The sequence below is a fragment of the Geobacillus sp. YHL genome, assembly GCF_022341265.1.
Taxonomy (GTDB): Bacteria; Bacillota; Bacilli; order Bacillales; family Anoxybacillaceae; genus Geobacillus; species Geobacillus thermoleovorans.
In genome coordinates, this window is record NZ_JAEIGB010000001.1 from 452,570 (window position 1) to 478,117 (window position 25,548).

At 44.8% G+C, this 25,548-nt stretch carries 33 protein-coding genes, 1 tRNA gene and 1 pseudogene; 30 read left to right on the forward strand and 5 right to left on the reverse strand.

Features of this window, described 5'->3' with window-relative positions:
* Positions 1 to 76 precede the first annotated feature (76 nt).
* Complete coding sequence (locus tag JCR24_RS02220; RefSeq protein WP_011231928.1) at positions 77 to 256, forward strand: hypothetical protein; 180 nt, start codon at positions 77 to 79, stop codon at positions 254 to 256.
* A 165-nt stretch (positions 257 to 421) separates the two neighbouring features.
* Positions 422 to 1,591 (forward strand): rhomboid family intramembrane serine protease, encoded by a 1,170-nt coding sequence (locus tag JCR24_RS02225; protein WP_014196348.1) that lies wholly within the window; start codon positions 422 to 424, stop codon positions 1,589 to 1,591.
* 50 nt (positions 1,592 to 1,641) lie between these two features.
* Here the strand turns inward: JCR24_RS02225 and JCR24_RS02230 are convergent, their stop codons facing one another.
* A complete protein-coding gene (locus tag JCR24_RS02230; protein WP_238979983.1) occupies positions 1,642 to 2,505 on the reverse strand; it encodes a hypothetical protein in 864 nt (287 codons plus the stop codon).
* Positions 2,506 to 2,630: 125 nt separating this feature from the next.
* Here JCR24_RS02230 and JCR24_RS02235 point away from each other — a divergent pair, with 125 nt between their 5' ends.
* From JCR24_RS02235 to JCR24_RS02250, 4 genes are all read left to right on the forward strand, one after another.
* Positions 2,631 to 4,094 (forward strand): spore germination protein, encoded by a 1,464-nt coding sequence (locus JCR24_RS02235; protein ID WP_238979984.1) that lies wholly within the window; start codon positions 2,631 to 2,633, stop codon positions 4,092 to 4,094.
* A 95-nt stretch (positions 4,095 to 4,189) separates the two neighbouring features.
* Complete coding sequence (locus JCR24_RS02240; RefSeq protein ID WP_011231924.1) at positions 4,190 to 4,402, forward strand: YqgQ family protein; 213 nt, start codon at positions 4,190 to 4,192, stop codon at positions 4,400 to 4,402.
* A 7-nt stretch (positions 4,403 to 4,409) separates the two neighbouring features.
* Positions 4,410 to 5,363 carry an ROK family glucokinase gene (locus tag JCR24_RS02245; RefSeq protein ID WP_011231923.1) on the forward strand — a complete coding sequence of 318 codons (954 nt, stop codon included), beginning with the start codon at positions 4,410 to 4,412 and terminating at the stop codon, positions 5,361 to 5,363.
* Between the two features lie 183 nt (positions 5,364 to 5,546).
* Positions 5,547 to 6,707 (forward strand): M14 family metallopeptidase, encoded by a 1,161-nt coding sequence (locus tag JCR24_RS02250; protein ID WP_011231922.1) that lies wholly within the window; start codon positions 5,547 to 5,549, stop codon positions 6,705 to 6,707.
* Positions 6,708 to 6,742: 35 nt separating this feature from the next.
* Here JCR24_RS02250 and JCR24_RS02255 read toward each other — a convergent pair whose 3' ends face one another.
* A complete protein-coding gene (locus tag JCR24_RS02255) occupies positions 6,743 to 6,919 on the reverse strand; it encodes a DUF2759 domain-containing protein (RefSeq protein WP_011231921.1) in 177 nt (58 codons plus the stop codon).
* A 169-nt stretch (positions 6,920 to 7,088) separates the two neighbouring features.
* Between JCR24_RS02255 and JCR24_RS02260 the strand changes: the two genes are divergently transcribed.
* Both JCR24_RS02260 and JCR24_RS02265 read left to right on the forward strand, forming a co-directional pair.
* A complete protein-coding gene (locus JCR24_RS02260) occupies positions 7,089 to 7,721 on the forward strand; it encodes an MBL fold metallo-hydrolase (RefSeq protein ID WP_014196343.1) in 633 nt (210 codons plus the stop codon).
* 321 nt (positions 7,722 to 8,042) lie between these two features.
* On the forward strand, positions 8,043 to 9,176 hold the full coding sequence (locus JCR24_RS02265) for a class I SAM-dependent methyltransferase (RefSeq protein ID WP_020278526.1): 1,134 nt from the start codon (positions 8,043 to 8,045) through the stop codon (positions 9,174 to 9,176).
* Positions 9,177 to 9,259: 83 nt separating this feature from the next.
* On the opposite strand, the gene JCR24_RS02270 is transcribed toward JCR24_RS02265, so the two are convergent.
* Complete coding sequence (locus JCR24_RS02270; RefSeq protein WP_008879854.1) at positions 9,260 to 9,502, reverse strand: DUF2626 family protein; 243 nt, start codon at positions 9,500 to 9,502, stop codon at positions 9,260 to 9,262.
* Positions 9,503 to 9,660: 158 nt separating this feature from the next.
* Complete coding sequence (locus tag JCR24_RS02275; protein WP_011231918.1) at positions 9,661 to 10,359, reverse strand: helix-turn-helix transcriptional regulator; 699 nt, start codon at positions 10,357 to 10,359, stop codon at positions 9,661 to 9,663.
* Between the two features lie 192 nt (positions 10,360 to 10,551).
* On the opposite strand from JCR24_RS02275, the gene comGA reads away from it, so the two are divergent.
* From comGA to JCR24_RS02380, 22 genes and pseudogenes are all read left to right on the forward strand, one after another.
* Positions 10,552 to 11,625, forward strand: a complete 1,074-nt coding sequence (gene comGA / locus JCR24_RS02280) for a competence type IV pilus ATPase ComGA (RefSeq protein WP_021322348.1) — start codon at positions 10,552 to 10,554, stop codon at positions 11,623 to 11,625.
* Positions 11,622 to 12,650, forward strand: coding sequence for a competence type IV pilus assembly protein ComGB (gene comGB, locus JCR24_RS02285; RefSeq protein ID WP_238979985.1), 1,029 nt, complete (start codon positions 11,622 to 11,624; stop codon positions 12,648 to 12,650). The genes comGA and comGB overlap by 4 nt, the downstream gene beginning before the upstream one ends.
* Before the next feature lie 202 nt (positions 12,651 to 12,852).
* A pseudogene (locus JCR24_RS02290) lies at positions 12,853 to 12,996 on the forward strand (prepilin-type N-terminal cleavage/methylation domain-containing protein); the annotation flags it as partial.
* A gap of 33 nt (positions 12,997 to 13,029) precedes the next feature.
* Positions 13,030 to 13,236, forward strand: a complete 207-nt coding sequence (locus JCR24_RS02295; RefSeq protein WP_238979986.1) for a hypothetical protein — start codon at positions 13,030 to 13,032, stop codon at positions 13,234 to 13,236.
* A 177-nt stretch (positions 13,237 to 13,413) separates the two neighbouring features.
* Complete coding sequence (locus tag JCR24_RS02300) at positions 13,414 to 14,463, forward strand: hypothetical protein (RefSeq protein WP_238979987.1); 1,050 nt, start codon at positions 13,414 to 13,416, stop codon at positions 14,461 to 14,463.
* Positions 14,464 to 14,675: 212 nt separating this feature from the next.
* Entirely contained in the window at positions 14,676 to 15,140 is a 465-nt protein-coding gene (locus JCR24_RS02305; RefSeq protein ID WP_061912204.1) for a helix-turn-helix domain-containing protein, read from the forward strand.
* A gap of 339 nt (positions 15,141 to 15,479) precedes the next feature.
* Positions 15,480 to 15,965 carry a hypothetical protein gene (locus JCR24_RS02310; RefSeq protein WP_238979988.1) on the forward strand — a complete coding sequence of 162 codons (486 nt, stop codon included), beginning with the start codon at positions 15,480 to 15,482 and terminating at the stop codon, positions 15,963 to 15,965.
* A 16-nt stretch (positions 15,966 to 15,981) separates the two neighbouring features.
* Positions 15,982 to 16,878 (forward strand): hypothetical protein, encoded by an 897-nt coding sequence (locus tag JCR24_RS02315; protein WP_238979989.1) that lies wholly within the window; start codon positions 15,982 to 15,984, stop codon positions 16,876 to 16,878.
* Positions 16,879 to 17,107: 229 nt separating this feature from the next.
* A complete protein-coding gene (locus JCR24_RS02320) occupies positions 17,108 to 17,311 on the forward strand; it encodes a hypothetical protein (RefSeq protein WP_238979990.1) in 204 nt (67 codons plus the stop codon).
* A gap of 101 nt (positions 17,312 to 17,412) precedes the next feature.
* Positions 17,413 to 17,604, forward strand: coding sequence for a helix-turn-helix domain-containing protein (locus JCR24_RS02325; protein ID WP_238979991.1), 192 nt, complete (start codon positions 17,413 to 17,415; stop codon positions 17,602 to 17,604).
* A 36-nt stretch (positions 17,605 to 17,640) separates the two neighbouring features.
* Positions 17,641 to 17,856: a DUF5659 domain-containing protein gene (locus tag JCR24_RS02330; RefSeq protein WP_238979992.1), complete on the forward strand. Its 216-nt coding sequence runs from the start codon at positions 17,641 to 17,643 to the stop codon at positions 17,854 to 17,856.
* Positions 17,857 to 17,860: 4 nt separating this feature from the next.
* Positions 17,861 to 19,618 (forward strand): hypothetical protein, encoded by a 1,758-nt coding sequence (locus tag JCR24_RS02335; RefSeq protein WP_238979993.1) that lies wholly within the window; start codon positions 17,861 to 17,863, stop codon positions 19,616 to 19,618.
* A gap of 757 nt (positions 19,619 to 20,375) precedes the next feature.
* Positions 20,376 to 20,543 carry a hypothetical protein gene (locus tag JCR24_RS02340; RefSeq protein ID WP_238979994.1) on the forward strand — a complete coding sequence of 56 codons (168 nt, stop codon included), beginning with the start codon at positions 20,376 to 20,378 and terminating at the stop codon, positions 20,541 to 20,543.
* The gene (locus tag JCR24_RS02345; RefSeq protein ID WP_238979995.1) at positions 20,515 to 21,738 is read left to right on the forward strand and encodes a helix-turn-helix domain-containing protein; all 1,224 of its coding nucleotides are present in this window, start codon (positions 20,515 to 20,517) and stop codon (positions 21,736 to 21,738) included. The genes JCR24_RS02340 and JCR24_RS02345 overlap by 29 nt, the downstream gene beginning before the upstream one ends.
* Before the next feature lie 367 nt (positions 21,739 to 22,105).
* Complete coding sequence (locus JCR24_RS17525) at positions 22,106 to 22,285, forward strand: helix-turn-helix transcriptional regulator (protein ID WP_061912211.1); 180 nt, start codon at positions 22,106 to 22,108, stop codon at positions 22,283 to 22,285.
* A gap of 337 nt (positions 22,286 to 22,622) precedes the next feature.
* Positions 22,623 to 23,063 carry a hypothetical protein gene (locus JCR24_RS02350; protein ID WP_238979996.1) on the forward strand — a complete coding sequence of 147 codons (441 nt, stop codon included), beginning with the start codon at positions 22,623 to 22,625 and terminating at the stop codon, positions 23,061 to 23,063.
* Entirely contained in the window at positions 23,060 to 23,539 is a 480-nt protein-coding gene (locus JCR24_RS02355) for a hypothetical protein (RefSeq protein WP_238979997.1), read from the forward strand. Before JCR24_RS02350 ends, JCR24_RS02355 begins: the two co-directional genes overlap by 4 nt.
* Before the next feature lie 123 nt (positions 23,540 to 23,662).
* Positions 23,663 to 24,121, forward strand: coding sequence for an HNH endonuclease (locus tag JCR24_RS02360; protein ID WP_238979998.1), 459 nt, complete (start codon positions 23,663 to 23,665; stop codon positions 24,119 to 24,121).
* On the forward strand, positions 24,096 to 24,332 hold the full coding sequence (locus JCR24_RS02365) for a hypothetical protein (RefSeq protein WP_238979999.1): 237 nt from the start codon (positions 24,096 to 24,098) through the stop codon (positions 24,330 to 24,332). The genes JCR24_RS02360 and JCR24_RS02365 overlap by 26 nt, the downstream gene beginning before the upstream one ends.
* A gap of 31 nt (positions 24,333 to 24,363) precedes the next feature.
* Positions 24,364 to 24,437 (forward strand) — tRNA-Met (locus tag JCR24_RS02370).
* An 87-nt stretch (positions 24,438 to 24,524) separates the two neighbouring features.
* Positions 24,525 to 24,689, forward strand: a complete 165-nt coding sequence (locus JCR24_RS02375) for a hypothetical protein (protein ID WP_238980000.1) — start codon at positions 24,525 to 24,527, stop codon at positions 24,687 to 24,689.
* Between the two features lie 78 nt (positions 24,690 to 24,767).
* Positions 24,768 to 25,238, forward strand: coding sequence for a hypothetical protein (locus JCR24_RS02380; protein ID WP_238980001.1), 471 nt, complete (start codon positions 24,768 to 24,770; stop codon positions 25,236 to 25,238).
* A 53-nt stretch (positions 25,239 to 25,291) separates the two neighbouring features.
* On the opposite strand, the gene JCR24_RS02385 is transcribed toward JCR24_RS02380, so the two are convergent.
* Positions 25,292 to 25,548, reverse strand: a 257-nt coding sequence (locus JCR24_RS02385) for a transposase (protein WP_370643288.1), incomplete at its 5' end; no start/stop codon positions are given.

Below are 25,548 nucleotides of genomic sequence, written 5' to 3' on the forward strand. Positions count from 1 at the left end.
CGCGCCCCGCTTCATATTTGGAGAGAAAAAGGGAAAAAGAATAACGAGCATGTCATATGATGAAGGAGGAACAACGATGAATAAATGGTCGTACCCGCTGCTTGTCGTTGCCGCTGGATGTCTTGCTTACCGCTATCGCTACCGAATGGCCGCCTTCGCATTGCGCGTTCCGTCGTTGCGAAAGCAACTTGTCCGATTTGCGCTCCACATTCCTCCTGTGCGCAACGCTCTTGTTTCGCAAATGTTGCGTCCATGATGCAATAGCGGTGAATCATTTTTGAAGAAGTCGGTTATGAAAAAACCGGCCGCCGCGGCCGGCGCCCGCCGGCCCATTCGCTCCGGTTTGCCGGACGGTCGATGAGTTGGCTTTGTTGCTGTTTGTCGGACTTGGCCTCGCCAGGGAAAGGGAGAGGAGAACGTGATGGGAACGATGGATGTACTGTTTTGGCAGCTTGTTCAGCGTTTGTCTCGCGGCGGCTACCGCATCGTACGGATGTCTGAGCAGGCCGATGAAGTATGGCTGGAATCAAACCATTGGCGTCGCCCAACACTCATCCGCCTCGTGCGCGCTGATTTTGATTGGAGCCGATCGTTGCGCCTTGATATGGAATATACATGGCAATTCGTTCAGCAAATGAGGGGATGGAATTTCAGCAAAGCGGGCCGGGTCATCAATGTTTATGTGATGGTGTATCCGCCGGTTGACGATTGGGAATTTCTTGTCGCCGAGCCGTTGCCGCTCTCTGGAGTGTCCGATGGCGTGCTTCATACGCTCCTCCTTCACAGCGGCAATATGGGGGACGTGCTGCCGCGGCTTGCGGAGATGACGGGTGTTGCGCTCCGTTTTGAGCCGCCTGTGGAAACGTCCGATCCGTTTGCTGCCGCCGAGCGCTTAAAGCGCGAGGTGGTCCGCGAATGGCGGCGCCGCCGTGAGGAGGAACGGCGCATTTTTGAGTATGGCAAGCCGATGTTCACCCGGCTGTTCATCGTCGTGCAGGTTGCGATGTTTTTGGTTCTCGAATGGAGCGGCGGGAGCACGAATCCGGATGTGTTGATCCACTACGGCGCCAAATTCAATCCGCTCATTGAGGCGGGAGAATGGTGGCGGCTGTTGACGCCAATGTTTTTGCATATTGGTTTTTTGCATCTGCTGACCAACACGCTCGCCTTGTATTATTTAGGGATCACGGTTGAGCGGCTGTACGGCTCGCTTCGCTTTTTGTTCATTTACGTAACGGCTGGATTTTTCGGAGCGCTGGCGAGTTTTTTGTTTACACCGTCATTATCGGCCGGGGCGTCGGGAGCCATTTTCGGGCTGTTCGGGGCTCTTCTTTACTTCGGCACTGTCTACCGGCATTTATTTTTTCGAACGATGGGGATGAACGTCATCAGTTTAATCATCGTCAACCTGTTGTTTGGCCTGCTTGTTCCCGGCATCGACAACGCCGGCCATATCGGCGGACTGGTTGGCGGTTTTTTGGCGGCTGGCGTCGTTCATTTGCCAAAACACACCGCTTTAGGGCGGCAGGCGGGAGCGTTGGCGGTGGCGGCGTTGCTTGTCGCCGCTGGCTTATGGATCGGATTTCGGTAAACGCCCCCACTTCGCTTTGTTTGAAGTGGGAGGCCTCTTTTCGAAATGTGTTAAAGAAGTTGCACGAGCATCACTTTTTCCCCGGTTTTCGCTTCAATGAGAACGAAGAGCCTACTGTAATCTTTGCGAATGAGAATGAGCGGCATCGTGCTGCCGATTGGCGAGAGGATGGATCCATCCTCTTTTTTTATGCCAAGGATGTACGACTTGTACAATCCTTCCCAAAGACGGCCGATGACGGTTTGCGTTTTTGCCGTTGACAACCCCGGCAACGGTTGTTCCGTGTAGGCGACGAGCTCCGGCAAATAAAGGGCGTAATAATCTTTCTTTGACAAAGAAAAGTGGGTGAGCAGCTCGTCCGCTTTATGACGAAGAAATTCATTCGTGGCTTTGTTCAAGACGCGCTGCCATTCGCGCTCGTCATCTGTTCTTGGCCGCCGGAACGATGCGCGCGGATGGTACGGTGAGTCAATGACGTACAAATAGCTGCTTGACATCGTTTGGCTGCTTGTGATGTTCTCTCCTGTATGCAGCTCGCCGTGATGGAACGAGACGGCTTGAAAAAAGCGGCTGTCCCGCATCCGGACCTTCTTTTCCATGTCGATGGCATCCGTGTTCGTTTTCCATTTCGACAGCACATCGGCCAAGCGGCCATCGGCAAACAACAGCGAGACGTCCTGACGCAAATAGGCGCGGCGGTTTAAAATGGAAGCGGCTGACCAGCGGAGCGCGTAGCGTCCGGGTTCATTGTCGCCCTCAAGCGCAAGCGATGTTTTCGCTTCGATGAACGCCGCTTCGCGATCAAGCGGGAAAAACTTGATCGTTTCAGCGGTCTGATCGTGCTCCCACAGCGAGGCGAGCGCGGCGGCAAGGAAAAAAGCAAGCGCCATGAAGGGGATCATCCATCGTTTCATGACATCCTCCCGGATTGGACAAGGTTTTCACCAATATATGCATTGCAAGGAACATTTATGTATGAATTTCCTCATGCTTGTCTATGATGAGAAGTATACAGTGCAAACGATGCAGGGGGATGACGATGGAGAAACAGATGCCCAAACGCCCGGCGTCCCGTCGCCTTCATGACAATGCATCCTATTTAGCCGAACGGCTTGGAGTCGGCAAGAGCTTCGATGTCATTCGCCTTGACGTCGAATATGGCGGCCGGGCAATGGCGTTGTTTATGATTGACGGATTTGTCAAAGACGATATTTTGCATTATTTGATGAGATATTTGTCCCGGCTTGAGGAACACGAACTGGACGTTCACCCGCTTGAGAAGCTCCTGAAAAAATATCTTCCGTACGTCGAGATCGGACAGACAGACGACTTGGAAGAAGCGGTCGCGATGGTGCTTGCTGGGCCGACGGCATTAGTCGTTGACGGCGTTGAGCGGATCATTTTGATTGACGCTCGCACGTATCCGGTGCGCGGGCCGCAAGAGCCGGATACGGAACGGGTCGTACGCGGGGCGCGCGACGGTTTTGTCGAGACGATCGTCTTTAACACCGCGCTCATCCGCCGCCGCGTCCGCGACCCTTCCTTGCGCATGGAGTACGTGCAGGTGGCGCGGCGCTCGAAGACCGATATTTGCATTTGCTATATCGAGGAAATAGCCGACCCAGAACTCGTTCGCCGCGTTCGGGAATCGATTGCCGCCATTGACACAGACGGGCTGGTTATGGCTGAGAAAACGGTGGAAGAGTTTATTTCCGGACGGCATTGGAATCCGTACCCGGTTGTCCGCTATACGGAACGCCCTGATACGGCAGCGGCCCATTTGTATGAAGGCCATGTGCTTGTGATCGTCGATGGATCGCCAAGTGTCATTATTACCCCGGCAACGTTTTGGCATCATTTGCAGCACGCTGAAGAGTACCGGAATAAGCCGATCGTCGGGGCGTATTTGCGGCTCGTCCGCTTTCTGGCCGTTTGGGCGTCGGTGTTTTTGCTGCCGCTTTGGTATTTGCTCATGATCGAGCCGGAACTGCTGCCGGATCCACTCCAGTTTTTGGGAAAGGCCAAATTGGGAGACATTCCGCTGTTTGCACAAATTTTGATGATTGAAATCGGGATGGATATGCTGCGAATGGCCGCCATTCATACACCGTCTTCGCTGGCGACCGCGCTCGGCCTCGTCGCCGCGCTTATGATCGGCGGCATCGCGGTGGAAGTTGGACTCTTTTCCAATGAAGTGATTTTGTATTTTTCCGTTACGGCCATCGGTACGTTTGCGACGCCCAGCTATGAAATGAGTTTGGCGAACCGGCTCGTCCGCATTGCCTTGCTCATTTTGTCGGGCCTGTTCGGCCTGTACGGTTATGTCATCGGCATCACCGTTTGGATTCTTGCCTTGGCGCGGATGACGTCATTTGGCGTTCCGTACTTATGGCCGTTCATCCCGTTCTCCTACCGAGCGATGCGCGACGTGCTCATCCGGTCGCCGATGCCGCTCAAAAACCGGCGACCGGCGATTCTTCACCCGCGCGACCCTGACCGCTGACGCAGGTGCTGATTTTTAGCGCCTGCGTTTTTTGTCTTGACGGCCGCGGCCGTTTGCCGCTACATTAAAAGAGGAAAAAAGGAGCATGAATGATGATGAAGACGGTATACGATGTTCAGCAGCTGTTGAAACGGTTTGGCACGATCATTTACGTGGGCGACCGGCTCGCTGATCTGGAGCTGATGGAAGAGGAAGTGAAAGAGCTGTACCAGTCCCAGCTGATCGATGCGAAACAGCTGCAAGCCGCTTTGTTTATTTTGCGGCAGGAAGCGCAAATGGAGCGGGAAAAACGGATGAAAAAAGGATGAGGATGCAATGGAACCATGGTTGGTAGGCATTGACCTCGGGGGCACGACAATCAAAATGGCGTTTGTCACCACCGAGGGTGACATCGTGCACAAATGGGAAATTCCGACGAACACCGCCAATCGCGGTGAGCATATCGTCGCTGACATTGCCCGATCGCTTGAAAAGACGCTCGCCCAGCTCGGCGGAGCGAAAGAGAGGCTGCTTGCCGCCGGCATCGGCGCCCCCGGACCGGTCGAAGAGGAAACCGGCATGTTGTATGAGACGGTCAATATAGGGTGGACGAATTATCCATTGAAGCAACGGCTGGAAGAGGCGACGGGGCTGCCCGTTTCGGTCGATAATGACGCCAATCTCGCCGCGCTTGGCGAAATGTGGAAAGGAGCAGGGGGAGGAGCGCGCCATTTGTTGTTTGTGACGCTTGGCACCGGCGTTGGCGGCGGTGTGATTGCCAACGGAGCCATTGTGCGCGGCATAAACGGCGCCGGCGGAGAGATCGGACATATGACGATGATCCCTGATGGCGGCGCCCGTTGCAACTGCGGCAAAACCGGATGTTTGGAAACGATTGCGTCCGCCACCGGCATCGTGCGGATCGCCAAGGAGAAATTGACCGCAGATGAGCGTCCGAGTGAGCTTCGCAACGGGGATGTGACGGCCAAAGCGGTGTTTGACGCCGCCAAAGCGGGCGATGCGCTGGCATTGGAAGTGGTCGATGAAGCAACGTACTATCTTGGTTGGGCGTTGGCGAATGCCGCCAATGTGACGAACCCGGAGAAAATCGTGATCGGCGGCGGCGTGTCCAAGGCGGGTGACATGCTTGTCGAGCGCGTGGCCGCCCATTTCCGCCGCTTCGCGTTCCCGCGCGTCGCCGCTGGGGCGAAGCTTGTTTTAGCGACGCTTGGCAACGATGCCGGCGTCATCGGCGCCGCCTGGCTGGCGAAAGAGCTTGTCGGCGCGTAAACAACGGAAGGTGTCCCAAAAAGGTTGGGGCGCCTTTTCTTATTGTTGGATGATATGAGATTGGAACGAACTTTAAAGAAGGAGATGTTTGCGAACATTCGTGCACTGCCGCCTGCCAGGCGCTCATTTTTTGCCGTCTGCCGACATATGTTAAGGTAAAGAAATGGGAAGGGGAGACGGCGCATGCACCTTCAAGCATGGCCCGGCGATACGTTTGAAACATATGGACGATGGTTTTCGGTGCCGACTGAACTGATCATCGATTCGAATCCGCATGTGGAAGAGGGATTGCGCCCTGGGCAGACCGTTGCCATCCCGGGATACGCGCCGATCGATACGTGGGAAGCGCTCGCTGACCGCCTATCGCTGCCGACGGAGGTGCTGCGGCGGCTGCCGGGGGCGATGGCGGTCATCAACGGAACAGCGCCGCTGCCGAAGCGGATTTCGTCCCCGGTCGTCCGCAGCGTCCGTCCGTACGATTTTGCCGCTTTGATGGAGGATATCACCGCCCTCGTCTGTCGCTATCCGTTTGTGCGCCAGCGGACGATCGGCCATAGCGTTCTCGGCTTGCCGCTCGTTGAACTGCAAATCGGCCGCGGGCCGGTGCGCGTGCATATGAACGGATCATTCCACGCGAATGAGTGGATCACGACGGCCGTAATCATGGCGCTCATCGACGAGTACGCGAGGGCGTTGGTTAACGATGACGAGCTTGCTGGCCATCGGGTGCTTGATTATTACCGTAAAGTGACTCTTTCCGTTGTGCCGATGGTCAATCCCGACGGCGTCAACCTTGTGCTGAACGGCCCGCCGGAAGAAGAGCCGCATCGGAGCGAAGTCGTCTGCATCAACGGTGGATCGCTCGACTTTTCGCAATGGAAAGCGAACATCCGCGGCGTTGATTTAAACAATCAATTCCCAGCTAACTGGGAAATAGAACAGGCCCGCAAACCGCCGAAAGCGCCGGCACCGCGTGATTTTCCAGGATTCGCCCCACTTACGGAGCCGGAGGCGAAAGCGATGGCGGAGCTCGCCGAGTCGGGCGATTTTGCGATGGTCGTCGCGTTTCATACACAAGGCAAGGAAATTTATTGGGGATATGAAGGGTTCGAGCCGCCGGAGGCGAAGGCAACGGTTCAGGCGATGGCTGAAGCAAGCGGCTACCAGGCTGTTCGCTACATTGACAGCCATGCCGGCTACCGCGATTGGTTCATTCAAACGTGGAGACGGCGCGGTTACACGGTGGAGCTCGGCGAGGGTGTCAATCCATTGCCGCTCTCGCAGTTTGCGCGAATATACCGCGACAGCCTCGGCCTGTTTTTAGCAGCGCTCAAAATGGCATAAAAAAACGCAAGAGGCATGATTCGCCTCTTGCGTTTTCAGTGCGTGCCGGTTGGAATGCCATGATGTAAAATGGTCATGATGGTAAACCAGCCGAATACGGCGGTAGTGGCAAGTCCAAACAAAAATCCGAGCACGTTTTTCTCGCGCAATGTACGGAGCATTCCATAAAGGGCAAGCAACGTCACAAGTGCAAAAATAATGACCGTACCCATCGTTTTACCCCCTCATGAAACAGTATGTACAAACGTGTCCATTCTTTTTCATTGTAATCTTTTTTCCTCCATTTGTCGAGGTCCCTTTCTCTTTTCTCTTCCATCGCTTGAAAAAAAGCAGTAAAATAAAGTTAAATATTGGACATGTCAAGGAAAGGAGGAGATGGCCATGGAATGGACGCGCATCCCTGTCGGCCCGATTCAGGCCAACGCTTACTTGTTGTCGTCTGCAGATCGACAATGCCTGATCGTTGACCCCGGCGCGGAAGGCGCGGCGCTCGTCCGCCGGATCGAGGAAAAAGGGCTGACCCCGTTGGCGATTTTGCTGACGCATGCGCATTTTGACCATATTGGCGGCATCCCGGACGTGCTTGCCCGCTGGGACATTCCAGTGTATGTGCACGAAAAGGAAAAACAATGGCTGCAAGATCCGGCATTGAATGGCTCGCTTTATTTCGGCGGTCCGGTCGCTGTCCGCTGCGAACCGACATGCCTGAAAGGGCCGACGGTGCTGAACATTGGTCCGTTTGCGTTGGATGTCCGCGAAACGCCGGGTCATTCCCCGGGCAGCGTCTCGTATTATTGCAAACAAGCCAATATTGTGTTTTCCGGCGATGCGCTGTTTGCCGGCAGCATCGGACGCACGGATTTGCCAGGCGGCAACCATCAGCAGCTGTTGAAAAGCATTCATGACGAACTGCTTACGCTGCCGGAGGAAACGATCGTTCTTTCAGGCCATGGGCCAGAGACGACGATCGCCGCGGAGATGGATACAAATCCGTTTTTGCATGGGTTTTCGTAAGAAAAAAAGCCGTCTACGCCGGCTTCACACAAGCAATTCCCTCGGGCAAACGCAGGCGGCTCCTTTGGGCAAGGAAAAGCGCAACGGAAGGCCTCCTGGCGCCGGAACACACAAAAAAACCCTTCTTAGCCGCGCCAAGAAGGGTTTTTGGGGGATGTTCTATCCACAATAATGGGAGGGGATATAGTTAAGCTGCTACTATAACAATATATGATTATTTTCACTATGTCAACAGTAAAAAAGTGAACGACTCCCACTTCACTTTGCTTGAGGCGGGAGCTTCTTTCGGAATGATGATGAAGACGGGGTAGAGAAATGGTGATGGGTCGATTGTATGAACAGATTGCCGCAGCGCCGGGTGGGCGGGTGTCGTACGCCGATTACATGCAGATGGTTCTTTACGACGAACGATTCGGCTACTATATGCGAGAGCGGGCGAAAATCGGCAAGGAAGGCGATTTTTTTACGAACAGCTCATTCGCGCCGGTGTTTGGCAAAGCGCTTGCTTCGCTTTGGGTTCGGATGGTGGAACAGAGCGGCCTGCCGCCCGCTGTTTGCGAGTGGGGGGGCGGAGACGGAAGATTGGCGCTTTCGGTATTGGAAGAATGGAAGAAAAAAAGTCCACATACATACGACCGCTTGTCGTATACGATCATCGACCAAAGCCCGTTCCACCGCCGGCGCCAGCGCGAAACGCTTCAACCCGCAGCCGAGAAGGTGGAGCAATATGACGATGTCTCTCGCTGGCTGGCCGAGCGTGGGCCGTTTTCCGGCATTGTGTTTAGCAACGAATTTTTTGATGCGTTTCCCGTTCACGTCATTGTAAAGGAAGGCGGCGTTTTGCACGAATGTTTTGTCGCCGCCCGCGATGGCCGGCTCGTTGAAGAAAAGGCGCCGCTTTGCCGTCCCGCTATTGTCCGCTATTTACATGAGCGCGGATTGGATCTTGCTGAAGGGCAAAGGCTTGAGGTGCCTCTCGCGATGAAGGCGTTTTGGCTCGAGGTTGGGCCGCTGTTTCATCAGGCGGTGATGGTGACGGTCGACTATGGCTATACGGACGAACAGTTGCGCGCCCCGGCACGGCGGCATGGAAGCTTGCGCGGATATTTCCGCCATCAGCTTGTTGCCGACCCGCTTCGCCATCCGGGGGAGATGGACTTGACGAGCCATGTACAATGGGATGCGCTTCGCTTGTACGCCCGTCAGGCTGGGTGGGAGGAAGTGGCGTTCGTTCGCCAAGATCGGTTTTTGCTCGCGGCCGGCCTTTTGCATGAATGGAACGTTTCAGAAGGCGGCGATTTCTTTTCGCCGGCAAGCCGCCAAAATCGAATGATCCGCGCGCTGATCGCCGACGATGGCGTCAGCCGCTTTTTTGACGTGCTTATTTTGCAGAAAGGAATGAGTCTCCCCGCGCGAGACTTTTGGCCAGCGCCCGAGTTTTTGCCGGCCGATTAACGGCTTCCTTCGCCTATCTGCAATGGAGAAAAGGGGTTCCGGTCAAAGCGGCAAAAAAACAGGCAGGAGGTTCTGCCTGTTTTTTATTCACCCATGCCGGGCACCATCATAAAAGTCGTCCAATACGTAAATGCCGCGAAGAAAATCGTCAAATATGCCCCGAAAATGTAAATGTACATTCTCTCGGTCAGCTTTAAAAAGCCGAGGAACAGGAAAAATACGGTTTGGCCAAAGAAGATGAGCGACGTCGTATGCATATGGCCAAGGTAAAACATGACAGCAAAAATGCCGGTCCAAAAGGCGAGCACGCGGAACATGCGGTCCATTATGTATCCCTCCTTTGTTTGTGCAAACCATTGGTCCTTACTTATTATAATGTACAATGATTGGGAATGTAAATAACGCTTTCGGACAAGTGGTAAGAAATGATGCCAATGCCGGCCGTTGCTTGCTTCAGACAAAAAAGAAGGAAGGAGGGACGCTGTCACGGACGGATGATGGTGCGGTAGGCGCAGCGGTGGCTGCCTTCCATCATATTTTCCGTTTCCGTTACTTCAGCACCGGCAAACAGCGTCTCGACCATTCCCTCCAAAAAAGCGTGGTGCATGCCGCAGACGGTATCAGGTGCTTGCGCGGCGATTTCTTTGAACGGGCAGTTGAAAATATCGAGGTATAGCACTCCTTTTTCTTCATCATAGTGCAATTGCGGCAAAAATCCAGCCGCTTCGGCCGCCTCTTCCATTATGGCGATTTTGTCCGCCATGGTGAGCGCGCTCGCTGTGCCGTTATGCGGCAAACGGCTGGCGATGAGCTCACGGCCGAACCGCTTTCCTGTTTCACGCAACGCCTCGCTTCCAATGGGACCGAGTTTGGCCATCGTTTGAATGGCGATGCGGGCGAGGAGTTGATAATCGCGGAACGGAAAATACAGCCCGATCACTTCGTCGGACAGGCGGTACAGCCGGCTCGGCCGCCCGCCTTTTCCCGTTTTTTGCGTATCCGATACGACCATGCGAACGTCTTCAAGCTTCGTTAAATGCAAGCGGGCAACGTTTGGATGGATATGAAATTTTTCTGCGATTTCTTGAACAGAAACTTCGCGATGCACTTTTGCCATATATTCATAAATATGAAATCTTGTCGGGTCAGACAATACGCTTGTGATTTTCAGCGTTTGTTCCATTGGTTTCCCTCCTAAATGAATCATTGATATGGTTATTATAATGAAATCGTCCAAAGCGAGGAATGATTTTTGTCACTATTGGCAGTGAGTGGACTGACATTCAAAAAAATTTCACAAAAAAGCTGCGCCAAAAGCAGGATAACGACTCATGCTCGTCGAAATACAAAGCAGTCTGTCGAAAGGAGGGAATATGTGCTGAACGAGATCGAACAAACGGCAAACCGCCTTCTCGCCGAAGCGGTGCAGCGCCGCGCCTCGGATCTTCACCTCGTTCCGCGCCGCCGCGATGCCGCTGTTCGTCTTCGGCTTGATGGCATGCTTGTCGACGTTGGCGTGCTTTCGAAGGAAACGGCGGAACGTCTCATCGCCCACTTTAAATTTTTAGCCGGCATGGACATCGGGGAACGACGCCGTCCGCAAAGCGGCGCCATGGAAGTGGCTGAGTTTGGGGAAACGGTGTATTTGCGTTTATCGACATTGCCGACGCTCTACGATGAAAGCCTCGTCATTCGGCTTCTGCCGCAGCGCCTCTCGCTGCCGCTTCGCGAACTATCTTTATTCTTCCGCTCCACCGCACGATTATTTTCCTTCATGCAGCATCCGCAAGGGCTTGTGCTGTTGACCGGCCCGACGGGGTCGGGAAAAACGACGACCCTCTACACCCTTCTTGATCTTTGCCAAGCTGAAAGGCAACGCAACATCATCACGCTTGAAGATCCGATCGAAAAACAGAACGAACGATTGTTGCAAGTGCAAATCAATGAAAAAGCAGGCATCACATACGCCGCCGGGTTAAAAGCGGCGCTGCGCCATGACCCGGATGTGTTGATGGTCGGCGAGATCCGCGATCATGATACGGCGGCCATTGCCATCCGTTCAGCGTTGAGCGGCCATTTGGTCGTCTCGACGATGCACGCCGCCGATGCAGTCGGCGCCGTCTACCGGCTGCATGAATTCGGCATTCCGCTCGGCGATTTGGCCGAGACGCTGCTTGCCGTCTCTGCCCAGCGGCTTGTCGAGCTTTGCTGCCCGCTGTGCGGCGACGATTGCCATCCATCGTGCGGCCGTCTTGGACGACGCCGGCGCACGGCTGTTTATGAGTTGCTTTGCGGTTCAGCGCTGGAGGACGTGATTCGTTCCCTCTCCAATGGGAGAGGGAAGCCAAAGCGCTCTTATATGACGCTGGCGCGCTTGATCCGCAAGGGGATTGCGCTCGGCTACCTGCCCGTTCGCATGCTTGAGCTCGTCGGAGGGGGAGAAAGATGAAACGCAAAATGTGGCCGCTCGCTGAACAGGCGTTGTTTTTCACTCGGCTCGGCCGGTTGCTCGAGCGCGGTTACCCCCTTGGGCAAGCGCTTGAGTTTTTGGCCATTCAGGCTCCCACACACCGCCGGATGGAAGTGGAACGCTGTCTGCAGCAGCTGCGCGCCGGGCTGCCGCTGTTTGCGGCTGTCGAAGCGCTGTCGGTCGACCGCATGGCGGTTAACCTTCTCTTTTTTGCCGAACGGCATGGCGATTTACCGCGCGGCATGGCAGAGACAGGGGAAGCGCTGGCGCAAAAAGCGCGCTTCTACGAGCAGCTTCACCGCTTCAGCCGTTATCCGCTGTTCCTTCTTTCTTTGCTCATCATCATGCTCGTCTTGATGGAATGGTGGCTGCTGCCGCAGTTTGAACGGGCGGCGGCGGCGTTTTCTCCACAACGCGGGCACACCGCTTGGCTGCTTGCGGTGGTCGCCCATGCCCCTATGGCGATGGCGGCCATCGCCGTCTTGGCGGTGTTCTCCGGGCTGTTTTACACCGCTTATTTCCGCCGCTGGCCGGTCTCCCGAAAACTTCAATTCGCCTTGCGAATTCCAGGGCTTGCTTCGTTTCTGAGACTGTTTGTCACCTGCCTGACTGCCCGACAGCTCGGGCGCTTGCTGCAGGCCGGGTTGTCGGTTTATGATGCGCTCGGCGTGTTCAGCGAGCCGTCGTCCTGGCCATTTTTGCAAATGGAAGGCCGGCGCCTTCGCCACGGGTTGATGAAAGGGATGGCGCTTGACAGATTAATCGGCGCCGCCCGCTATTACGAACAAGAGCTGGCGCTTGTCATCCGCCACGGCCAGTCGAACGGCGAGCTTGGCAAAGAACTTGAACATTACAGCGAGTTTTTGCTGCAGGTGATGGAACAACGAATCGAGTCGGTCTTAAAATGCATGCAGCCGCTTTTGTTGGCGGTGGTTGGCTCGTTTGTCGTCGGCATGTATTTGGCGATTTTGTTGCCGATGTTTTCTATGTTGAATGAACTGTAAATAACTTCCGTTTAACAAGGATGGGACGGCTCTGTAGGAACAAGATGCTCAATCTTGATATGTTGGCTCCTTGAGAGAGGGACGCGCCCCTCCTCCCAAGGCCCAATCAATGAACAGACTCGATGGTCAAGGAACGGATCGAACTGAACCGGCCATTCGCTAAGCGCTCTTTCTGAAATTTCGTATGCGAGGAGGAGTGACAATGAATCAAAAGGGATTCACATTGATCGAAATGTTGATCGTTATGATGGTGATTTCTGTCCTGCTGCTGATTGCCATTCCGAATATGACAAAGCACAACAGCATGATCAATTCGAAAGGATGCGAGGCGTTTTTGAATATAATTGTTCTCAAATACAACCTTTAAGGAGGATAAAAAATGATGACCAAAACAACCGAGCAGCTTAAAACAATCAAACTCACTGAAAACGAGCTTGTCACAATTAAGGTTGCTCTATTTTCTCATATGCAACATATCCGAAAAGATATTGAACAAGCGAAACAGGAAGGAAAAGATACGTCATTTCAAGAGCAAGCATTAGCAGAAGCGCAGCAAGCATTTGAAGCATTAAATTTTGCCAATTAAACGCAAAAAGAAAAATCGGTAGGGTGCTGGGAACACTCTACCGATTCATGAATGGACACACTCCAATAATCACTTGCTTTAAGTGTACAACAATTTTCAAAAAAATACAAGTTGTATGCTTAATATTCTGTGTGTCCATTCTCCGAACATATGTTTGTTAAAGGGAGAATGGGGAAAATGAGAAAGCATACCATCATCGAACACCATCAATTCAAACAAATCCTTCAATATCGCCCAGTCGTCACGGAAGAAGCAGATCGTAATCGCCTCAAAATGGACATGCTTAAATCCATCATTCAAGCCATCGGTGAAAAGTGGCACAGAATGAAGCAGGAGACAAAATCTGCCCTTGAATATCTTTGCTTTCTTTCTGTAGAACGTGGCTTTGTTTATGCTGGCTCTCAGCACGTTGGAGACCGTTACAATATTGATTCAAGAACGGTTCGAAGATATATCCAATTTCTTGAGCTAAAGGGAGTCGTAAAACGACTGTGGAGGTCAAGCAACAAACAGAATGGTAGGGGGAAAGCTGTCATTTTCTTTACAGCCCATCCTTATTACGAAAAATATTGGCAGACATTATTTTTTTGGCATGAGTGTGACCAAGCTCATGTCCAAGCTGAAAGTGGTCAAAATGATAGAAAAATAGAGAGTTCAGACGAGCAAAGTTCGACTTTACCTTATGATTTATCGAATTCAGATATTAATAAAAATAATAATCATCTAAATGTTAATCATTCTAAAAAGGGGACATTTGTCAAATTCGTTTCAAAAGAGGTAAATCGAATCGCAAACGGCCTTTTTACCGCTGAAACAATTAAATCTGCATGGGATCGTGTCACGCTTGCCTTTAGAAAAGCCGTTAAACGATTCGGTGACATCATTAATCATGCTGATCGGAAAAGAGTCGCTATTGCTACATTTGTATCGCTCAAAGCATATTTCATGCAGAGAAAAGGGCAAATGCAAACGGACGAAATATGCGCTCTTGCTTACAGCATTGCTCGTGCCCAATTTGAGCAAATCGGTCATTCACGCCAGCCGGAAAAAGACGAAATAGAAAGTGTAGAGAAAAAACCGATTCGCACAGAAGCACTTCCTGATTGGTTTGCTGAACATCAAAAGAGATTCGAGCGGTTTTGTGCAGACGTGAAAAAGCAACAACAAGAAAAAGTATCGCCAGAGGAAATCGAAGAACTACGCCGGCGACTTGCTCAATACGCATAGAATGCTCATATTTGCCCCGTACGGCGTTTTGTGAGATAGAGTAATGATTTAATACCGCTTCATCATTTACGAGCAATATAAGCAAAATAAGGCGGTCTTGTTCCTTGAAAATTTTATAAAAAATTTTTGGAAATTAGCTTGACTAATAATTAGTCATTGTATTATATTTTACTTAAGTAGGATGACTAATAATTAGTCAAAGGGGTTTTTGTATGCACGCATTAGATTATTTTTTCTCGCTTTGGAAATTAAAAAATAAAGATGTTGCTGAATATTTAGGAATACCAGCTCCGCAAATCAACGATTGGAAAAAGGGCAGAAGACCGATTCCTAAACATCATTTAGAAAAACTTTGTGAATTATTCAATATTCCTAAGGAAAAAAGTTATTTATTACAAAAGGAATCACTGACGAAAATAGATCGTCTTGAAATTGAAATCATTTTGTACAAAGCAAAACTAAAAAATTTTGTTGAAGGGGACGATGAGCAGATAAACAAAGCTATTCGCATGAATTTTGAAGCGTATATTGCAGCTTGTGAAAGAAACATTGAGGCATTAAAGGTTCTTAAACAATTAGAGGATGAATTATTCGGATGTTCCCACGTTCCGCAGTTGTTTTACAAAAATCTTGAAAAAGTTAAGTGTTTAATTGAGGAAATTAAAAATGGGATGTAGGATTTTTCATGCTCCTTGACAACTAAATAATTTTTAGAAATTTTAAAAGAAGTCTTGAAAGTCAAAAAAAGATCAAATTATAATCAAATTAGGTCAAAGTCAAAGATGGTCAAATTTTAAGGAGGTGATGCCATTCTTGCGTAAGTAGGTCGGTTGTAGGTCTGATTTTCGGTTAAAAATTAATTCGGGGGAGGAAGCAATTAAATGCAATCAGATAATTTCTTTCTAATCGCTTGGGACGACATTGATCAATATGTGGAGTTTTTACATTCCAATGATGGACAAGTGTTGATTGATGGATATGAAAAAGGGCTAAAAAGTAATTGAGGGGGAATGATAATGAGTCAATTTAAAAAAGGAGATAAAGTTTACTTTCGTTACAGTAAATATTTTCCTTATCACGAAGGAATTATTACAAGAATAAATAATGATGGTATATGTTCAGTGCGATTTAAACTTCCGGGTTGTCATACTAAAAACCAATCCAGAAGACTTCATACAAGCCGATTATATAAAGAAAAACCACTACATGTAAGAAAAATGGAGGAGCAAAGAAAAGCAGAAGAACAAAGAAAGTGGAATAGAATGCTTAAGTTTTATAAAGAATTAGAGGGATTAGTGAAAAAATACAATCTTAAAGCTTACCTCGATATTGATCATCCGTGGTTAAACAAAATTGAAATTCCAGTAAAAGAAACATTTTACGATGAGGATGATTATCCATATTACTTTGCTATTGATGAATATCCTGAATTATATAATTTCTTGGAGAAAAACGGTAAATTAGGTGAAACAGTAAATTTAGTTCCTGTTCAAATAAATTAATGAAGGGGGAATCTAAATGAACGCAATTCAATTGAGAAATGATCTTCTAACCATCCAATCAAAAATTCGTGATGATATTACGAGTTTCCATCATCATGTATTTTACGGAAACAAAACAATTCTTACATGGGAAGAAACGATATATGAAAAAATGATGACGTATCTTCTCATGATGAATAAAAAGGAAATGTCACCAGAAGGATTTAAAGAATTACTCGAACAAACTATGCAGGGACGGGAGCAAAAATGGCACATGGTTCGATATTATGCTGAAAATGCCGATTCATACTCAATCTTCAACGTCATTGTTTACCTAAAACGGATATGGTCGCAATATAAGAAGCTACATAGACAGTTTAAACGCTTGCGTGCTAAGCTGATTGACGATCTCGGAGAACTTAAAACACTTATCGAATGTATCAAAGCAAAGCCGAAGAAAAATAAACGCACTATGCAAGCACTCGAAACATTATATGATCTTCACTATCAAACACTTGAAGCACTAACGATTGAACTTGGTACAATCGATTTTCGTAAATATCTCGAATACATGTTCATTGGAGATGCAACTATTTCAAAGAACGAATTCTTGAGTCTTCTCAATCTTGACCGTTCAAAACGCAGTCAAGAAACTATTCGCAATCTTCCAGAACGTATTGACCGTGATACATTTTTAGATGCTGTTTTTGTAGACAAAATTGAAGATGAATGGAACGATACATTTGGGGAAATGATATTCGATTCAGTGATGATTGCCAAAGACCGTGATCCTGAATTGCGGAAAAGAATGCTCGATAAGATTGATGAAATCTTTGAGGGAAAATTGCCGATGTACAAAGCAACATATGATGAATACCTGCAACCAGTAAAACTCGAGCGCATGAAACCTAAATTACGGCTTGTAAAAAAATAAAAAAGACACGTTCTTCAAACGCATCTCTTAATCTAAAAAATTATTAAAAAATATATAAAAAACTATTGACTTGTGCATGAAAAATATGGTACGATGAGGTTGACACCTTCATGTCTTCAAAAATGCATAATAAGACCATTTTAAATTAAATTTTGATTCTAGCTATATTGTACAGCATGAACATGAAGGTGTCAACAATAAATTTTTAAAAATTGAAAGGAGGGGAGTAATGATTCAAACATACTGGGAGCAATCGATCAAACAATTTTTCGATGAATGGAAACAGATGAAAACACCTTTAACACATCCAGAACACTTCAGGAAACCGCAACAAGAGAAGAAACTCTTAACGATTGATGATCACATACATAAAACGAAACAACAGTCAGCAAAGAAAAAGAAACGTGGCAGACCAAAGAAAAAAGCAATTTAATACATATACTTTGACTTTAACTATATTTGACCCTTGTTTCGAGGGTAACTCTTTTTTGCTCTCGAAATGCTTAATTTATTAATCAAAAGGAGGAATGAACCGTGAACATCAAACAACGCCATTTATACATGCTCATGAGAAAGGAAAAGAAAATAAAAATTAAAGAAATTGCTTCGGCAATCGGAATTACGAGTGCTGCCATTAGCCAATACGAAAATGGAAAGATGGACTTGAAAAAGGAGAATCTCGAAGCTTATAGACGATATATCGAAACGCACGACAATCGTAAATAAAAACTTGATTTTATTTAAAGAATAAGGGGGAATTGTATGACAGAAACTTTAGTTGTTCATTCTCGGAAGTTAGCAATCTATTTGCAGTGTCGAGGTTTCTTGCTTGTAGGAGTTGAGCCTGATTTAAAAAGCAATAACAATCGCAAAGTCTTTCTTTTCAACGATTCAGATGCAATCAGAAGGGCAATGATTCAGTACAAGAATGATAAAAGCTTTCACGCTTTCTTAGCACAAATGGCAGAAGGGCGGTGAAAGCGTGGAGGCAAAACAGATAATTCAAAGGGATGATGCCTATCTAAAAGTATATGGTGACAAGTACATACAAAAAATCGATTATTTACGGCAACTAATAACGGAACAGGAAACAGGAGAAAACATATTTAAAGTTGTGAATTTCGAAGCAGGGCTCGGCAAAAGCCGTTACACAGACATTATCATTCGCGAATATTTAAGGTTTAACACAGATCGCAAATTTCTCATTGTAAAAAAATTCAACGATGAATCAAAGAGGAGTGCAGAAGCAATAGAGGATAACAGTTTCCTTCGTGATCATGTTCTCGTCATCACGGCAGAGAACTGGCAGAAATGGAAGAAGAATGTGAAAGAATTACAATCAAAACAAGTCATAATCATATCGCACAAACGGTACATAGACCTTTGTACTAATGACAAGGAACGAGCCATTTTCACAAAAAACCGTCACACACTGATTATTGATGAGAAGATTAATTATTACGTCTATACATATTCCTATGCAATATATAGCCATATTCGCCAGTACATATCATTCAAAAACAGTGGACTATTTGATAAAGCTTGCCGAACTCTTAATGAATTAGCAACCAGTAATTCAACAGCAATAACAAGAATCTATCCAAAAATCAAAAAAGAGCTGCTACAACAATTTACAGACATGATGAAAGATGAAATACGCAATCAGCACGATCTCAAAATCAAACGCAAACTAGAGAATTTTCTTGATACTGTATTACTTCTGTACGATAAAAATGTATTAGCCCTGCACAACAGCGAAGAACTCTACACATTAAACAGACGACACAAACACTGGGGACTCAAAAATAATATCATCCTTGATGCATCGGCAGGAATAGATGGAGTTTACGAAGTACATGACAAATTTAAATTGCAACGCCAAACACGGTTAATTGACCATTCAGCAAGCCAATTCTTTCACATTAAAATGAATACATCCAAAAGTGCAATCGGAAAAAAGCAAAAGAAGTATTTCGAGAAGATTGTTGAATTGATTAAAGAACGACATATTGAAGGCGAAAAAACGCTCCTTGTTATACATAAAGAATTTGCGGACAGTTTACATAAAGAAATGAAAAAGGTGTTCGGTGCGGATAATGTTTGGAAAGATAAAAACGATAAGGAAAACGATCCAGATTATAATAGTCAACCTTATGCAATCTCATGGTTTGGCAATTTGATTGGTAAAAACACATTCAGCGACTTTGACAACGTATGGATTTTAGGTACTCCAAACATTCCGAACGCTCATTATCTCATACACTATATACAATATGCTGATCAAACACTAGGTAAAAATAGAACCCAAGTTGACAATCGAGGTAAATTCAAAAATGCCAAATTTAGAGCAATACAGGATGGCTATATTGCAGCAGAAATTTATCAATCGATTAAACGGATTCAGAGAAATCCTAAACCAAAAGGAAAATTTTACATAGTCACGAAGGATGAAGAGATCGTACATAAAGTGCTTGGGCAAATGAAATATGCGACACTAACAGAAACCATTGAAGTTAAAGAGGAGCAAAAAGAAAAATCGGCTACCAAACAGCCGACTAATACGGATAAGGTTGTACAGTACATATACAAATTAATTCAAGATGGCCAAACCAAAATACATAAATCAGATGTACAGAAGCAATTCGAATTTAAAATCAAATGGGAACGTGTCAAAGCACATAAAGAATTCAAGAAACTCAAACTCAAAGATAAATATCATTACTTTATTGTATTAAAGTAGTGGCGTATCTCCCCATGCTGTTTACAAGGTAATCCAGTGAAAATTCTTAGCGAATTTTTCACTTTCCCAAAATTAACCTACGTTAATTTTGTCTTATATATTATATAGCACTAATGGGGAGATAAACGCTACAGCCCTACAGCCACAAGGGATTGAGCCACTTTGGTTATAAAATTTTTCTCGTCAAAATTGGCTATTTTTAATATGCAAAATGGGGAGATAAATGTTAAACACCTAGAGCGACAAGAGATTGAGTAATTTTTGATTATAATTTTTTTCTTACAATTAATCAATTGCAATAGTAAATTATTTAACAATTATTATTATACCATTCATTATTCAATTACAATAGCAAAACAATACAATTCAAAAGCAAAAGATGATCAATAATTAGGTATGCGTAGCATAACTAACAAGAGTGAAAATGCAGGAAGCTACTGCTTCCGTTGCATTTCACTCGGTAGCATCTGTAAACAGCACGGGGACATTTGAAAGGGGTGATAAGCTTGAGGGTAAATAATTCGCTTTCTTCTTGTTGTTGATAATGAGTCTGCTGAAAGTTTAGCAATCCAGCAATCATAATGTAAGCAAAGGAAAATGGTAATTAAGAGCAATGATTCAAATGATGCAGAGTGCAAAGTGACAATGCAAAATGAACAATAACAAATGACCAGCAGTTAGCAATCGGTCGTCATGCACAATGCAAGTGTGAATACACAACGCAAACAAAAACAATGAGTAAAGGAGAAGATGAGCAATGACAATGGCAAATGCAATGAAAATGACGATGACAACGGCAGGAAGAAAGCAGAAATCGCTTAATGTTGTTGGTGTTGTTGTGTGGGATTTTGGGATGAGAAAGAGAAAAATTTTAAATAAATGGAGGATGATTAGATATGAAATTAATTGGAAACGGAAAATTTAATACATTTAAAGATTTCTGTGTTGGTTATCTAAAAGGTGAGTCAGGAGTATTTGAGCAGTTAGTCATTGAAGAGAAAAAAGAAGTAAGAAGAGGAAACGATATTGAAGTACATACATCAATTAAATATAGTGTAGAGGATTTAAACAAAATACATAGCCATTTGTATTATAAACTCGGTTATAAAAAATATTTTAATAAAGCAGATTTCGATTCACGATATTGGGATTTTGTTATTGACTTCTTTAGAAAACGACTTCTGAAAATTAATCAGGAATATGGGATCGCTCATTTATCTGAAAAAGAGTTGTTGACCAAATTTAGTGGCTGGATGAAAAATCAATTTAAAACATTAGTAAATAAAGAATATGGAAAAGAACTCATCAATCAAGACGGACTCAAAGAAAGGGAATTTACAAAGGAATCCATTTGCGATGAAAAGGAACAGTATCGGATTGAAAAAGAGCTATACAAAAAATATACAGAGTTTGCTGCTGAAGATGATTTTAAAACGTTTCTTCATGTTGTTGACGTTGAAGAGTACTTAACACCTAGACAAAGAGAAGTATATCCACACATCAAAGGATACTATGATCACTATAATTATGATTTTAAGAAGGGTACAGAGTCAAGGGAAAAGATTGCAGAAAAAATCGGGATTTCTGAGCAAGCACTCATGAAACATGAGAAGAAAATCGCACAAGTGATTTATTCTTTGTATCGACAATGGAAAATTGCGCGGAATAAGCATAGTTTACCGAAAGCGCAAGTGATTATTGATTTGTTTATCGCAATCGAAAATGTTGAAAAATTTAGCTTGAAAGAACATAAAGACGATGCAAAATGGGCTGTTTTCATTGGATGGCTCAAACAAAATTATCGTAAAGGAGAAGCTACTGTTAAAGGATTTAAGGATTTTGAAAAATTGCAAGCGAATCGGAAAGAAATAGGTGAAACCATTTTTGATATTATTACAGATAATTTGAATAGTGTTAAGATTAAAGGTCAGAAGACTAAAGATACATACGCAGTACTAGAAGGAATTTTAGAACGAAATGAAGTGCCACAATTAACAAATGAACAGAAACGGAATATTGTTTACCAGTGTACAACTGTTTTAATGAATTACATACATAAGGAATTTAAATATTTACATAAAGAATTAGAAAACATTGATTTTACATATAAAATTAGTTAATTAAGTAAATTTGTAGAAAAAGGGTTAGGATAAAGTACATACATATAGTGAAGGGATAGGTAATATTTTATTACATTACCTATCTCTTTTTTGTTTCAACTTTTTGTTTAGCTACTTCTTTAACTTCAGCAATACGTGATTCTTTTGATGCAAGTTCAATTAATGCTTTACGAATTACTTCGTTAGCTTCATTTCTTTATATGCTTTTGCCATTTCAAAAGCATCAGCAACGATTGGTATTTAAAATTCCTCCACATTTTCTTTCTCCTTGAAACGGTCGGGAACGCTCCGACCGTCTTATTTTTTTGATGTGTTGGTTATAAAACTTAACATTGTATAGATTGTATCAAAGGCGGTGAGTGAGGTGATGAACAAAATAAAGAAGGTACGAATTTTGCTTGGTATGACGCAAAAAGATGTAGCAAAACAAATTGGAGTCACGCAAGCAATGTACTCGATGATTGAGAACGGAAAACGGAAGCCATCAAAAAAGACGGCTGCAAAGATTGAGGAGTTGTTCGGAATATCACTATTTTTCGTTGATTGAATGTACACATATACGTCATGTTAGTGTGTACACACTTATCGGCGATAAGTGACTTGACCGCATCGGCAACGCAATGTTGTCGCCCGTCTATCGCTCGGTCATTAAAGATAAGCATAGACAACCAAACCCATATTTATTACCTCCTATTATTATTTTTAAATCATTATTCATATCACCACCCCTTTCTAAAAGGCAGGATTCGTTTCCTGCCTCATCTTTTTTACTGGAGTGATGAACGCTTGAAGAAGAAAAAGACATTTGAACAACTTATGAGGGAGTATCAAAAGCAATATGAAGAAAAGCAAAAACAAATCAATAAACGAAAGGAGAAAAAGAAATGAGAGATTATAAACAGTTAGAACAAAAACAAGTCAGTGAAATGAATGGACAGGAAATTGAAGAATTGATGTTTCATGCTGCAAGAGGTGCGAATGATCAATTATTTTTCGGATTAACGAAACGTTTTCTTTTGCAATTTGAAGAGGATATTCGGTCGATTCATGAGCGATTGGAGCAATTGGAGCGCTTAGTGAAGATGTTGATTGAGTCGAAACAAGAAGCGAAAAAAGAGGTTAATGTTGAGGAATGGAAAACGGCAGATAAATCGTTTATTGAAGAATGGAAACCTAATCCGAAATTACAAGAGGCTCTTGAAAAAGTTGATAAAGAAAAGCTTGCAAAAGCGATGGAAGAAGCTATGAAGGTTAATACATTGCGTGCGATTCCAATGACAAAAGTTGAAGTGTCGGAGTTCAAGAAGGGAGCTGACGAGGAATGATCGTTGCTCCTCCTGAACACCATGTATTTCTTGTAAATGAAAAAGAATATGTGTTTGTGCCGTATTCAGAATGTGATGTTGAGGGATTCATCGAAAATGAGATGGCTGCGAGGATTGCGGATAATGAAAAGTTTAGGGATTATGTGAATGCGTTGACCATGTATGGCGACTTCTTGGAGCGTTTCTTTTATGTCGGTGATATGTTCATGTGGAACAAGAAAACAGGCGAATGGAATCCAGAATTTCGCAAGCATTTTGATTTTGAGTTAGAAACGTGGATATATGCAGATAAAATCTTCAAGATGAATGTTGAAAATTACTTTGCAGGCTATCCTGAATATTCAAAAGCGTATATTGAATATGTTTTGCGGTGTGATGAGGAAGATGTACCGTTTGATGATGGGTTTTATCAGTTTGTAGCAAAACGGATGATTGAAGATGGGGAAATTCGAATTGAATGGGAAAAGGTGATGTGATGATACGGATTCCTGATTATTTTGTTTGTAAGAAATGCGGAATACATATTAAATACGAAAAAGCGTCTGAAATGGAATGTGGGCAGTGCTTGTTTGAGGATTGGATAGGAGTGACGAAAACAAATGAAACAAAATACGAAAAAGGAGAAGAAACAACGAATAAGTAATGGGTACATATTGATTTATAAGCCAGACCATCCAAAAGCCATAAAGCGTGGTCAATGGCAAGGATATGTCTATGAACATACATTGCTATCTGAGAAAATGTTAGGTAGACCGTTAAGACCGAATGAGGAAGTACATCATTTAAATATGAATCCCAGTGACAATAGACCTGAGAATCTACTTGTTCTTGAAAAAGGAATGCACAGTAAATTACATAACTTTTTAAGACGATACAATTTGTATGATGTGTTGCAGAAAATTGCAACTGAAGGACATATCGTGAAGAAATGCTTGTTTTGTGATGAGTACATAGTAAACGAGAATAAGAAATTTTGCAGTATAGAGTGTAGACGAAAATATGAAGAACAAAAGAAGGAGGAACAACAAAACAATGATGAACAAGATGCAATTGCTTGATAAATTAAAAACTGTTGTAGAAAATGGAGATACGGAAGAAATCGAAAAATTTCTTTTATCTGAAGAAGGGGAAGAAATAAGACGGGAGTTGGAGCAAATAGTAAGCAACATATGGGAAGGTGTAAGGAAAATTGTTGCATCACTTTATAAGGTTTTTAAGGAGAATGAGGAGCTGATATTAAGTTTGATTGAAGAAAAGAAGAAAGATTGAAATTACTTTAAATAAAGCAGTTTTTCTTTTTGGACTCGTGGTGTAATTGGTTAACACGTTCGCCTCATAAGCGAAATGATGCAGGTTCGAGTCCTGCCGAGTCCACTAAAGATATTACAATTTTTGATAATTTTCAGCAGGAAATTCCCTCCTTTTTGTTGAATTGTGGAAGGTGAAGGGAGGGGAAATAAGATGGTTAATTTTTTTAATCCTAACGAAAACATAAAACCAAATATTCAAGCAGTGCAAAGAGCAAATGAAATGGAAAGAGAATGGAAAGAAGAAGTTTTAAACACATTAAAGAGTATTGACAATAAGTTAGAATTATTATTGAGTAAACAAAATGAGGATAAGTAGTATTTGTTTAATCGCAGTTCTTATCAAAATGTTTTTATCACTCTTTGCCGAATAGATAAGGCGAAGGAGATGAATTGAATGTTAAAAAATGAAGATTATGCGCACATTGAGAAGGCAAAACCAGAACAAATTAAATTAGCTTTGGACTTTATAGAAACATTATATGATGAAGATTTATCGGGATTTTGGGAAATGATTTCTGAAATTGATAAATCAAGAATATATGGACTTTTTGAAGCAAACAAGCATTATGATCCAAAGATTGACTTTTTGGGGTTTTTAAATGATATTCGAGAAGAAGTTAGACGTTTTTATGATAATGTCAAAGAAGATATGGGGATTTCTCAATCTGCTAGATATACTCATGATGGAGAAGTGGTCATATATTTGCTTGAAAATGTTAAAGCGTCGAGATATTACATTGCAGAAACACTGGAAAAAGTCTATCCTGTTAGGTTGTCACTAGATGTTAAATTTCAAGACGGAAGTTTTGTTTTTAGTTATGGTGTTCGTATTTATGATGATGAATTTAGAAAAATAAAAATTTAGTAATTTATATGGAATAAGGCTAATACATTTTAACCCGTGGTGCTAGTTGAGCGTCAGCGCTCAACCAGCCCTAGTGTGACCAAGGAATAAGCCAACAAGATGCCATCGAGTGCCACTTCAAACCCGGCCATGGAATTCGCTCGAATGTCGGTGATCCGGTATTGGTCTACGAGAATCGAAAACACCGTCTCGATGACTTTGCGTTTTTTTTGGATCCATTCTTCCCATGCCTTGGATGGGCCGTGCTTTTGATTGTGTCGAGACGGTGTCCAGAACGCGGCTTGGTGTTCTTCGTACAGCTTTTCTCGAA